Raw genomic sequence first — 12,096 nt, forward strand, 5'->3', positions numbered from 1 at the left:
ACCAATTGCTGGTAAGCAGGACATTATTAACTTGGCAACTCGTTTTGAAGCAGCTGTTTACGCTTAAAGTTAGTAGTTGAGAGTGAGGAGTGAGGAGTTATGAAAATCCTCACTCCTCACTCTTCACTTTTAACTTGCTGAGAAATCCACTGCAAGTAGGCTTGAGAACTGGCAACAATTGGTAAAGCAATAATTTCTGAAACTTCATAGGAGTGCAGTTCCTTAATTTTGGCCTCCATTGCAGGAAATTGCGCCAAATCAGTTTTAATCAGTAATTGCCATTCTTGCTCTTTATGCAGTTCCCCTTGCCAGATGTAAATTGAGTGGATTGGTAACAGACTCACACAAGCAGCGAGTTTAGCTTCCACAAGGACATTTGCAATTGCTTCTGCCTCCTGCATGTTGCCGGCTGTCACCAATACCACACCATAGCCACTAGGTATCTCCATAACCTCTAAACCGTCGTAGACAACGAATAAACCTGACCATCAATCAACAGTCGTGTAATGCCCTTGGCTTGAAGATGAGTCCGAGCCTTATGAAGCATTTTACTATCAGGAACTTTAATCACGCGATCGCGCTTAGTAGAAAAGCGCTTGGCGACACGATGGTTATCAAACACCGGCAAAGTTCTTTGCTGAGTTTCGAGGCTGGGAATTTGCCCCAAGTCACCAAAGTCCTTGAGAGGTCGGGTAATTAATTCTGAGGAACGGTCAATCACTAGATAGCAAGTTTTAGGCAAATTGGCTACCGACAGAGGTAAAACTTGAACTGATGCTTCACCTGGTCTTCGTTTTGTGACTAAAGGTCTTTGCTCATCCAGGTCATCGTCATCAAAGTCTTCTTCCTCAAAGTCATCATCTTCTAAATCATCATCTTCTAAATCGTCCAAATCCTCCGATTCGTCTAGCAAGTCTTCGCCCAGCATCTGCGCGATGACGGCCGCTCCTGGATGTTCATTCTTTAGCGGTGGGATGGGGATGCTAACTATTTCCGGCGGCTTTTGCTCTGGAGTTTCTAATTTCTCTGTAACTCGGAGCTTCGGTTTTTCCGACGCCGAGGGGCGTCGCCGCACCCGTCTACTAGCGGCGATTGACTCCGCCGTTTCCCCTGAGTAAAGTTCCTGCTCTAGATGAATTACCCGACGTGGCTGTGGCTCTACTTTTGGCACCTCCAAGGGTTGACTTTCATTTTCAGTGGGTGGAACTTCTATCTCAGGCTCTGGTTGAATCAGCAGGGGTAACTGCTCGTAGCTTACCTGCGCCCTACCCTCAGGAGTTCTAGCAGCCCGCTTTAAGGAGACCAAGTATTCATACTCATCTTCTGGCAAAGTGCTTTTGAGCAGGCGACTAATTGTCGAGTTACTCACACCATAGCGGTCTGCCAAAGTTGAGGTTGTTTCGGCAGTCTCTCGATATAACTTAAGAATTTCTTGCTTGTCAGAGTCTGTTAATTTTCTCACGGTAGATACCAAAAATCTTTACTAAGCTCGTTTTCGTCCGCTGGTACGCCGCGTTCGTCTTAGTGATGCGTCATATTCTAAGACAGCGCCCATGCCAAATAACACTCCACTAAACACCCAAAACACTTCTAATATCTCCCCACTTTGATAATTGGGGCCTTGGGCGTATTTAAACCACATATCTGCAATGTAAAGCGAAAAGGCCGCCGCTGCAATCATTCGCCAAGACTGGGAAACTCTTCCCCCCCAAAAGGCTAAAAGCAGAATGGTAGCAATAATTAATAGAAGCACATCACTAACTACGTAAAACCAATTCAAAATAGCAACTAGCAGTTCTGAGGGTGTCTCCTGTTGCATAGAAATCCACCATGCTAACAAACTACCGAACACTGCGATTGCTAATACAATTAGCCACTGCCATTTTTCCAGATTGATTCGCCTGGAAGCCACAGCGAAAATCATCCCTGCGCCAAGTAATAGATAAGTGAGTACAAAAAATATATCGCCTAAAGACACATCCGGTTCATTTTTTAAAACTATTTCGGTATAGCCGAAAATTATCCCCCCAACTAAATAGGAAAGCATACCTAAGCCAATTAAGAGCCAAACATTCCGGCCACTGACGATTTGTGGACTCAGCCAGTTCCTCAAGCATAAGATACCGGCACTCAAATAAGCTAAACCTTCAAAAATATTTGTACCAATCACATACCACTCGGCCCGGCTTTCTATGCCATCTGCTCCGGGAACTTTGGCACTAAACAACAAATAGTATAGCAGTGCCAGTACAGCCCAGCCAATATTAGCTAAGACAATGTTCTGAGTGGTGAAAATGGATTTAGAAAGGAACGAATTTTCGTAAGAGTTATTCATAAGACTTGACTATGTAGATGCACTCTGGCAGGATTTTGAGTTAAAAAACTGTATATCTAGTACTGTGTCTGCTAAACAATACACAATCAGACACCAAAAGCAAGTACCAGTGGCAGGAACTTTGTTAAAAAATTTCCATGCTACTGCCATAGTTTACCCAGTGGCGATTGATTTAGCCAACTGATAAACAGCGATCGCTCGCCTTCTGGCATATCTTCTAGCTTATAAATCACTTGTTTGGTAAAATTAGCGTTGCCAAAATATGCCTTTCCTAGTCGATGCAGTTCTTCCAACAGGATAACTACATGATTTTCTTGCCAATCAGGTATTTTGGCACTCGGCAAAGGATTCGTAGATATCAAATATTTAACTGCTTCTAGGGAAGATGCTTGGGGAAATTGTTTCTGCTGTAATACCTCCGCAATATCTTTCTCAAATAATGCAGCTTGCCTAGCACCTAAAAACTCTTCAATGTCGATAGAAACACCTTGCAACAGCAAAATACTGGCTTGGATTAAAATCCCCGTTTTACTATGACCAGCTGTGTCATTACCCAGATGCTCTAAACGGATTTTACCCCAGACGCTAAAGCGTTCCGGTTCCTCCAGCAAAACACAGGCTTTACCCCGATTATCCGTTAATTCTCTCCATAAGGCTCTAGCTTCTTCTTCTTGACTAGCTTTGAAAACACTAATCAAGCGAAAAGTCTGCCCTTGATAATTGAGGATCGGCACCTGCTGATCCCGTTTTGGGTGCTGAATGCTTGATATTTCAACATCCTGCCGTTTGAGAATAAACATGGCACTAGCAAATAACTCCTCACAGGGGCACTCTTAATATGGAATATATAATGGCATTTGGCAGCATCGCCAAGGCTGAAATTACCTAACGTGCTGTGGAAATGAACGTAGCGATCGCTAGATACTTCTCGAAGGTAGCTAACCAGGGGCATTAGCGCTAACAGGCAAATAACCCCTTGGCAACACAATATATCTAAACCAATACCCCATCTGTTTCGTTTTTAATGTAAATTGACTAGCTAGCGACTAGCATCTTAGCCTTGCTAATGGTGAATTTGCAATTTTCGATTGCTTCTTGGTAGGTAAGAACGATATAATAACGCAGGTGACTCCTTTGGGAGCCATAGTTTTGTTTTGGGCGCGTAGCTCAGTGGATAGAGCAATTGCCTTCTAAGCAATCGGTCGCAGGTTCGAACCCTGCCGCGCTCGTTTTAAATAAATATTAACCCTCAAGCACTGGGACGTGATCTGATGATTTCCTCAATTGAGGGTTTAAGTCCCCCGCAACTAGTAAACTGCATGGTTTGTGTCGGGGTTTAAATCCCGACACAAAACGTAATTGCTTTAGCGAAGCCTTGAGCGTCATTGCGAATTGGTTTAATGGACAGATGCTGTCCATTGTGATATTAATTTATGTGCATAAAAAATTTAAGTGTAAGTATTGTTTGTTGTTAGCGCTACTCTACGACAAACTGCTGCTCGCTGATAGCGCTAACATTTAAATTTGGTGTCTTTTCAAAATTACATTGTCAAAGATTGAGGATTCGTCTCAATCAATTTCGCTAAATCTTGCAAGAACGCCGCAGCATGGGCACCGTAAATAATCCGATGGTCGGAAGTAATATTGACTTGCATTTGTTGTCGCACACCAAACAAACCGTCTGCTGTTGCTACCACTTGCGGACGGGATGCCCCGATCGCTAAAATTGACCCTTGTCCAGGCGGTAAAATCGCATCAAATTTGTCTACGCCAAACATCCCTAAATTTGACAGGGTAAAAGTACCACTGTTGTATTCTTGGGGCTGTAGTTGTTTTGCCCTAGCTCTTTCTACCAAAGACTTCCAAGTACGTGATAGAGAATATATATCCACTGCGTCGGCATTTTGCAGCACAGGCGTAATCAATCCGCCATCATCCATCGCTACTGCTACGGAAATGTTGATATCAGAATGATAGACAATGCCCTGGTCTGAGTAGCTAGCATTTAACAATGGGTGTTTTTGTAAAGTCACTGCGGCAGCTTTCGCCAGCAGCGCTGTCATTGTCACGCCTTTGGATTTAATTTGTTTATAAAGCTTGTCTAAACCATCGGTGGTAATTGTATAACCGACGCGGAAGACAGGCACGGATATGGTGGCTACCATGTTCCGCACTACGGCATTTTGGAAGGTAGTTAGAGGCACGATTTGACCAGGAACAGCCGCTACTGCTGGTATTGGTGCTGGTGTCCGAGGTGCTGGGGGTGCAACTGGGGTGCTGCTTGGTATAGGTACTGGTGGGGCAACTGGGGTAGTAGCAGGTTGCTTGCCCTGATTGGACAATGCTTCTATATCTTCGGCGACAATGCGGCCGTGGGGACCACTGCCTTGGAGAGTAGTCAAATCAACTTTGAGTTCTTTGGCTAATTTGCGGGCACGGGGTGAAGCTACAAGCCTTCCTTCTTTGTGGTTAGACCCGTTTTGAGAGACTAAGGCAGGTGTTGCAGCTGAGGCTGTGGCGGGGATTGGTTCGGGAGATGACGTAGCATTAGCAGCCACGCCGCCTGAATTGGCAAGAGATTTCGCCTGTTCAATTTCAGCTTCCGTTTCTGCAATAAAGGCGATCGCAGATCCTACCGGGGCAGTTTCACCAGCTTCAACTATGATATGAGCAAGAAATCCCTCATAAAAGGTTTCTACATCCATATCTGCCTTATCTGACTCTACAACCACCACTGTTTCGCCTTTTTCCACTTTGTCACCTGGCGATTTCACCCAGGAGACGATTTTGCCTTCGGTCATGGTAGAACTCAGCGCCGGCATAAATACTTCGTGAATGCTCATAGGGTGGTTTGGGAATCAATGGTTTATGGACTTTAACAGCTTTTATCAGATCGAATTGTATCTTGTTGACACTCCCCGGACTGAACAAATCTCGCTGCGCTCATTTGTTCGGAAAGTCTGGGGATTCTTGGTTCATCCAGCAATCGCTAACGGGGGAATTTTTAGCGAACCGGATTGGGGCGGGATGTCGGGTGAGCGCGATACTTTGACTGTTACAAAAAGAATTTTGGATTGGAGATTTTATATTTTAGGTTGGGCATTGGGCACTTATACTGAGCATTTCGGCTTGCTTCGACTAAACTCAGTACAAGTCGCTCGATGGAGCCGGCGTCGTTGGCGCAGCCTCTCCAAACTCCAAACTCTAGGAACCTAAATATAACTTAAAGGTCTATAATACAGAGCTATCCTCAATGGTTAGCCAATATCTCGATCTCGTTTTAGTAGTTAACTAGCAAAAACCACCACGAGTTGTTCACAGATTAAATGGGATTGCTATTTATATTCCTCATAACCACTGCTTAAGATACAGGAGCTTCTCACAGGTAGAGGATATGGGATGCAGTTCAATCTAGAATTCAAAATTGGTAATAAACCTATTTGAAATTCCTGTTTACTTTTATGCCGGCAAAGTTGAAATTCTTTTTGATTGTGATACTAAGTATCTTTGCCACTACTGGCGCTGGAGTATATATTACCCAGAGCCAGCAATATGCACCGATTGTTGAGACTAGTAAGGGATTTGCCCAGCAGGTGGGAGCAATACATCAGTCTCAGGAGGTTGTGGCATACTTAGAGCGTTCCGATTATAAAACTATACCTTTAGAAAATATTAACTCATCGCTCCAAGGTAGTGATCCTGCTACCCTTGCGCTGAATGCTTTTGACGACATAGCATCAGTGGGAGGAACGCGAAAGGTAGAGGTAGCTTATCCGCAACGAAATCAGGCTTTTGTAACGATTACGCAAATCAAGCGGGGTGATGATTCTGTTGGTATTAAATATCGAGTTGAGATGACAACCTTTGGGCGATCGCTTTTTATTAGCTCACCTCCAGTGTGGGAAATTGTTTGGGCTGGCTCCCAGGTGGAATGTTGGGCTGGGAGCCAGCCCAAACTCAAGTTAAATCACATCTGTCGGTAATTAAAAGTCTGCCAATTTTAGATTTTGAATTTTGGATTTTGGTGAAGCAGTGCGGTCTTCTCCCAAAAAGAGAGGCTAGCGCCTGCCGTAGGATGCCCGAAGGGCTGTAGGGGGTTTCCCCCATGAGTGACTGCTGTTAGCGCAGCGTTAGCGAGGAACGAGCGTCACCCGTTCGCGCAGCGTCTCCGACAGGAGAAGGGATTAAAGGAAAAATTTAAAATCTAAAATCTAAAATCCAAAATTGAACGACTCATAACTTTCTAAATGTCGCCGCGAATTTCTTCTACAACGCCATCACGCAGAACAATTTCGACCTGCATTTTGCTAATCAGATTATCTCCCGTCTCTACCCGGAAAAAGCCTTCCATTTGGAATTGGTTGACTTCCTGATCTTGCTGGAGAAACTGCACTTGCTGGAGATTTTGCAGCAACTGATTTTTCTGCTCTAGAAATTCACTTTTCTTTTGATTGACTTGGAGTTGGATATTGTCAATTTGTTGGAGGGTCTGGGGTCCAGGTGGTTGCAGACTCTGCTTTTGAATTGCAGCGATCGCTCTTTGTCCTTCAACGTCTAGCTGTTGCAGTTGCTGGTCAAGTTGATTGATCTGTGTTTGCAGCTGCTGTTGTACTTCCTCTTTCCAGAGGGGAGTAACAATGACTTTGACGTTAACAACGCGTTTTAGGAGCAAATTAGATTTGGAGACATCCATAAATATTTCACGTTCACTCTTACTAGTTGGCAGGTGGAATTATCAGGCAAACATGCCGTCAATAATATCGTGATAGCGTTCCGTGACGACCTGTCGTCGAACTTTCAGTGTTTGTGTCATCATGCCATTTTCGATGGAAAACGGTTCCAGAATGAGTTTGAATGTCCCGATGCGGTCATCCGGTCGAAAGCCTGGACGATTTTGCACTTCTCGATTCAATTCTTGCCGAAATAAATCCTGGATCATTCTACTCTCCAAGTCAATTTTTTGACTAGGTGAAGAAGTAACCTGATCATTTTGCCTATCCAGCGTCAGATTCTGACTTGCTGCCCATTTTTCTAGGGCTTCGACATTGGGGACAATTAAGGCTCCCAGGCTGCGCTGATCTTGACCGACGAGCATAATTTGATCGATATATGGCGATCGCAAACACGCATCTTCGATCGGCTGCGGCTCGATGTTTTCCCCATTAGTCAATACAATCGTATCCTTTGCTCTGCCAGTCAGCACCAAGTCGTCTTGTGCTGTCAGCCAACCCAAATCGCCGCTATCAAACCAACCTTCGGCGTCAATTGCTTTCGCTGTCGCTTCGGGATTTTGGTAATAGCCTTGCATAATCTGCGGCCCCCTCAACAATAACAAGCCTCGCTTCTCTACTGGCAAAGGCGCTTTTGTCTCAGGATCTACAATTTTAGCTTCTGTAGCCGGAAGTGGTAGCCCTGATGCACCAATCAAATTTCGCCAAGGACGCCGCACATGGGTAACAGGAGAAGTTTCTGTCAAACCATAGCCTTGCAAAATCTGCACACCAATAATTTCAAAGAAGTTATCTATGTGTCTGGGAAGCGCACCGCCGCCGCTAATCATCTGCTTAACTTGTCCTCCTGTGGCTTCTCGCACTTTGGCATAAACCAGTCGTTCTCCCAAGGCATGGAGAGCTAATAAAGCAGATGCTTGGATCTTAGCTGCTAATCGTTCGCCAGATGAGGTATGAAGATTATTTAAACTCAATCCCTGAACAATTCGCCGCGCTTTGATGTATTTCTCACTAATGTCCAATAAAAAGTTAACTAGGCGTTGCTTATTTGCTGGTTGTTCGCGGAATTGCTTTTGAACTCCTTCATAAATCGATTCCCACAGGCGGGGTACACCCACCATATAGTTGGGTTTAAATTCTCTCAAATCTCCTTTGACAGAGCGCAAGTTAGTATAAACTTGCGTGCAACCTTGAGATAGTAGGTAATATTCAACAGTCCGCTCGTAGCTGTGCCATGAAGGTAGGATGCTGAGAACGATGTCGCCCACGTTTGGTTGCAATACTGTGCCAAAGGTTGTTACTTGGTGCATCAAATTGTTATAAGACAGCATTACACCCTTGGGTTTACCTGTGGTGCCAGAGGTGTAAATTAGGGTTGCTAAAGCGTCACGATTTTGCTTGACGGGCACAAAATTATGATTTACCCCAATTTTGATCAACTGTGCAAAGTTCAGTACCTTTAGGGTTTCATCTGTTGGTGGTGCTTCATCCGAAAGTAAGATGACTACCTGAATTGGTAAATCTTGAAGGCGGTCTTGTAGTTTTTTAAATGTCTTTAAATCCTCAACAACTATTGCTGTGCTGCCACTATTAGCAATGATAAACAGCAGTTCTTCTTTTTCGGCTTGGGAGCTACGCACTGCATCAACTCCACCAGCAGTCATGATACCTTGATCGGCAATAAACCAGCGAGGACTGTTGTCAGAAATTAAGGAAATGCGATCGCCAACTTTTATTCCCAACGCCTGTAACCCAGCAGCAAATAGTTGTATTTGCTCTGCTAACTGGGTATAAGTAATCACTACTTCTAGTTTAGCGTGAGGGCTGCGGAGGGCGACAACATCACCAAATCGTTGAGCTGCCAAAGGCCAAATTTCTGGCAGCGATTCCACATTTGTGTAATCTACCAACCGCTTTAATGCCTGGCGTTCTCGCTCACTGATGTTAGATAAAAAAGAAGACGCGGTTTGGGTTTTTGACATAACACCTTACCTAAATATTGTAAACTGATCGTTTTCCAGTTTATTTGTTATTTTGCTACAATCACCGTCATTATTATCCACATTCGCTTCTGTGCATGATAATTCCAGGAATTCCACGTTTATATTTACAAAAATTTATGTTAAACTTAGTTTACATAGATTGCAAGCAATAGATTGACTGAACATCAATCCTACACATATATTATGCTTGCATCTAAGAACAGCGATCACCTATTTTTGACAGGGGATGATTACCTATGAATTTGATAGAGGCTATACTGGTAACGCTAATCAACACTGCTGCTTGCATGGTATTTCCTAAGCTTGTAGCTATCCTTCTAGCTAATAAAACCAAACCTACTGAAGCGTTGCTGAATGGTTCAGAATTACAAACAGCCAAAGTGGAACTTACGAGTTTTCCTTATTGTACAGCTTACACACTAACAGGCAGTCAATTCTGTAAATTCAGTCCTGATTTTTGTCCCAAGTGTTCTCCAAATTGATGGGCTATTTGCCACTAAAAATTACTCTGTACTTCAGTCCAACTTTGTAGATATTTATATTGGGAATTGGAAAAATTTGTTTTTTCTGACACCTATATTTTGCGTTCCAAGTAATAATTTATGCGTCTACTTAGTCCAGCATAGGCATAGCCCGCACTTCTCTACGAGACACTCTTGCTAACTTGCTTCCCCGTAGGGGTACGACATGGTTCGACTGCGCTCACCAGCCGCTCAGTGACCATCGTAGACATCGCTCATTCTACTATAATCGCTGAAACTCATATACTGTAAGCATTTATAATTTCTACATAAGTCCATTGTCCAGTGCGTACATACTTTCACAGTGGCATCCTGTCGGTGATTGTAGTATTTACTCATGAGCATGTGATTAAGCTGGTACGCAGAATTTCTTAGTATCCAGCATGAACATAGCAAGTAAGATTGCGAAATTGCCGTGGGAAAACGTTGGATAATCAGACATCCAGACCTTTTTGAGTCTGGTGGGGTGACATTATTGGGAGATAACCGATGTGTGAATTACCCACCCAATAAGGCTTCCGCTACATCTTTGTTTGCTTGCCAAAGTCAGACTCAGTATAATTACTAATTGAAGTTCCGGTCTACATATAACTAATATAACAATTAATATATTAATTGTTAAATCTATTACATGAGGTCAAACAGCTTGTAATGCCCAAGCAGCCGGAAGTTGGTCAGTTTCTTAAGAAACTTCACAAACTTCTAGGGTTAACGCAGGAAAAGTTTGCAGCAAGCATTGTTTGTAATGAGCGATTCATCGCTCATAGCAGGGTCTATTAGGACTAAAGTCCTTACCCAACAGGAAAGTTAGGCGCTCATGGAGAGCCACTGCGGTGGACGGGTTAAGAGGCATTAAGGGAGCAGTGCGCCCTTGCGGTTTTCCGACTTGTCCCTTGCGCGTCTCCCTTAGGAGAAGCAACTGCCGTCAAGTGGCGTGGAAACCCCCTTAGCGCTAGCCTCTTTCTTTGGGAGAAGACCGCGCTAAATCACTACAAACTTTAATTTATTTACGCCTAGCTACTTAGATTAAAAGAGGATTATATACAAAAAAATTCTACCAACTATCTTGATTATCAACACATTCAACTATTAGTTCAAAATCAAAGGTTTTACCATGATTCGGAAACAACTTACAGAATTTTCTTTAGAAGATGGCACGAAGTTTTTAGCTGAAGTTGATGAGCCAGAAAATAGCAATGCTCTTGTACGTGTTGCCAGACCAGACACTGGGCAAATGGTAGTTGAAGCTAAAAAGAGATTTGACGAGGTATTAGATGAAATACAACCTGTAGCTTCAGCAATTATCACCAAACTGAGTCAGCTTAATACACCTGCCGATGAGGTAGAGGTTAAATTTGGTATTAAGTTAAATGCTGCTGTGGGTGCAATTTTTACTTCTGTAGGTGGTGAAGCTAACTACGAAATTACCTTGAAATGGAAGCAAAACAAGGCATAGTAACGTATGGCAGCGAGTACAGATAATTATATTCAAACTTTTAGGTCAGCGATCGCCCGAATTTTTCATGCTAATGGTGCGGTAGTTGGTGGAGGTTTTTTAGTCTCTGGGCGAACTCGAAATTACATCCTGACATGCGCTCACGTTGTTACCTCAGCTCTATCTTTACCAGAGGATATAGTTGAAGCTCCTAGTAATGATATCTACTTCGATTTTCCCTTAATTGCATCAGGACAACTACTAAAAGCTAAAGTTGTTTTTTGGCAACCTGTTGTCAACAATATATCAACCTCCAAACCTGAAGATATTGCTGGGTTGCAAATAGAAGGGCAGTTGCCTAAACAAGCGCAACCTATCAAGCTCATCTCAGCTAGTAACGTCTGGGAGCATCCTTTCCGCATATTCGGTTTTCCTCACGGACACAATGATGGCGTTTGGGCCACAGGCGTGTTGCGAGACGGGCAAGGAAAGGGATGGGTGCAACTGGAAGACAGTAAGGTAACTGGCTACAGGGTAGAACCGGGCTTTAGTGGTGCGCCTATATGGGATGAAACCCTTGCGGGAGTTGTTGGTATGGCTGTGGCGGCAGAGAAACAGCGAGAAGATATCAAGACTGCTTTCATGATTCCTGCGGATGTATTGATCAAAGCATGGGATGAAATAACCTTGCCGATTTCATCAAATGCATATACTCAGAATAATCCGAGCCGGATACAACAACTCAAAGTCAAAACTTTGGAACAACGCTTTGATGTTCTAAGTAGTGATTATGAGGCAGCTTACAATCAACTTAACTATACACTCAGCGCCAGCGATCGCAATATCATCCAACGCCAAATAAATACCATACTACAAGAACTTGAGCGAGTAGAAAGCGAACTTAATGCCATTAGATATTAATTTAGTACCTAAATGCCATGACAAATTCTTCAGATTTACGAAAAAACCATCAACAGCAGTTAATAAACAATTTAAAAACTGAGATTGAAAGTATCAGTAACCAAATAGGGTGGACGCTTAATGATGTAGATAAAAATAAATTGTAAAGGCA

13 protein-coding genes and 1 tRNA gene are annotated in these 12,096 nt (G+C 43.4%); 7 read left to right on the forward strand and 7 right to left on the reverse strand.

Annotated features, from left to right (window positions below):
• Positions 1–116: 116 nt before the first annotated feature.
• The 4 genes from cutA to V7K49_RS09380 all read right to left on the reverse strand — a co-directional run bounded on the left by cutA (position 117) and on the right by V7K49_RS09380 (position 3,135).
• Positions 117–449: a divalent-cation tolerance protein CutA gene (gene cutA / locus V7K49_RS09365; RefSeq protein WP_335205334.1), complete on the reverse strand. Its 333-nt coding sequence runs from the start codon at positions 447–449 to the stop codon at positions 117–119.
• A gap of 5 nt (positions 450–454) precedes the next feature.
• Entirely contained in the window at positions 455–1,462 is a 1,008-nt protein-coding gene (locus tag V7K49_RS09370) for a transposase (protein ID WP_335205335.1), read from the reverse strand.
• Positions 1,463–1,483: 21 nt separating this feature from the next.
• A complete protein-coding gene (locus tag V7K49_RS09375; RefSeq protein ID WP_334870369.1) occupies positions 1,484–2,335 on the reverse strand; it encodes a hypothetical protein in 852 nt (283 codons plus the stop codon).
• Between the two features lie 140 nt (positions 2,336–2,475).
• Complete coding sequence (locus V7K49_RS09380) at positions 2,476–3,135, reverse strand: Npun_F0813 family protein (protein WP_334870371.1); 660 nt, start codon at positions 3,133–3,135, stop codon at positions 2,476–2,478.
• A gap of 356 nt (positions 3,136–3,491) precedes the next feature.
• On the opposite strand from V7K49_RS09380, the gene V7K49_RS09385 reads away from it, so the two are divergent.
• Positions 3,492–3,564 (forward strand) — tRNA-Arg (locus V7K49_RS09385).
• 312 nt (positions 3,565–3,876) lie between these two features.
• Here V7K49_RS09385 and V7K49_RS09390 read toward each other — a convergent pair.
• A complete protein-coding gene (locus tag V7K49_RS09390; protein WP_335205336.1) occupies positions 3,877–5,178 on the reverse strand; it encodes a dihydrolipoamide acetyltransferase family protein in 1,302 nt (433 codons plus the stop codon).
• A gap of 25 nt (positions 5,179–5,203) precedes the next feature.
• Between V7K49_RS09390 and V7K49_RS09395 the strand changes: the two genes are divergently transcribed.
• Together V7K49_RS09395 and V7K49_RS09400 are read left to right on the forward strand one after the other, a co-directional pair.
• Positions 5,204–5,551, forward strand: a complete 348-nt coding sequence (locus V7K49_RS09395) for a hypothetical protein (protein ID WP_335205337.1) — start codon at positions 5,204–5,206, stop codon at positions 5,549–5,551.
• Between the two features lie 245 nt (positions 5,552–5,796).
• Complete coding sequence (locus tag V7K49_RS09400) at positions 5,797–6,318, forward strand: hypothetical protein (RefSeq protein WP_335205338.1); 522 nt, start codon at positions 5,797–5,799, stop codon at positions 6,316–6,318.
• A gap of 260 nt (positions 6,319–6,578) precedes the next feature.
• Here V7K49_RS09400 and V7K49_RS09405 read toward each other — a convergent pair whose 3' ends face one another.
• Positions 6,579–7,028 carry a YlqD family protein gene (locus V7K49_RS09405; protein ID WP_069072569.1) on the reverse strand — a complete coding sequence of 150 codons (450 nt, stop codon included), beginning with the start codon at positions 7,026–7,028 and terminating at the stop codon, positions 6,579–6,581.
• Between the two features lie 42 nt (positions 7,029–7,070).
• A complete protein-coding gene (locus V7K49_RS09410; RefSeq protein WP_335205339.1) occupies positions 7,071–9,047 on the reverse strand; it encodes an AMP-dependent synthetase/ligase in 1,977 nt (658 codons plus the stop codon).
• A gap of 257 nt (positions 9,048–9,304) precedes the next feature.
• Between V7K49_RS09410 and V7K49_RS09415 the strand changes: the two genes are divergently transcribed.
• The 4 genes from V7K49_RS09415 to V7K49_RS34625 all read left to right on the forward strand — a co-directional run bounded on the left by V7K49_RS09415 (position 9,305) and on the right by V7K49_RS34625 (position 12,091).
• The gene (locus V7K49_RS09415; RefSeq protein ID WP_334870383.1) at positions 9,305–9,550 is read left to right on the forward strand and encodes a hypothetical protein; all 246 of its coding nucleotides are present in this window, start codon (positions 9,305–9,307) and stop codon (positions 9,548–9,550) included.
• A 1,153-nt stretch (positions 9,551–10,703) separates the two neighbouring features.
• Positions 10,704–11,045, forward strand: a complete 342-nt coding sequence (locus V7K49_RS09420; protein ID WP_335205340.1) for a CU044_2847 family protein — start codon at positions 10,704–10,706, stop codon at positions 11,043–11,045.
• Between the two features lie 6 nt (positions 11,046–11,051).
• Positions 11,052–11,945, forward strand: a complete 894-nt coding sequence (locus V7K49_RS09425; protein WP_335205341.1) for a trypsin-like peptidase domain-containing protein — start codon at positions 11,052–11,054, stop codon at positions 11,943–11,945.
• 17 nt (positions 11,946–11,962) lie between these two features.
• Complete coding sequence (locus tag V7K49_RS34625) at positions 11,963–12,091, forward strand: hypothetical protein (protein ID WP_442948660.1); 129 nt, start codon at positions 11,963–11,965, stop codon at positions 12,089–12,091.
• Positions 12,092–12,096 lie beyond the last annotated feature (5 nt).

It is taken from the genome of Nostoc sp. (assembly GCF_036919675.1).
Lineage (GTDB): Bacteria > Cyanobacteriota > Cyanobacteriia > Cyanobacteriales > Nostocaceae > Nostoc.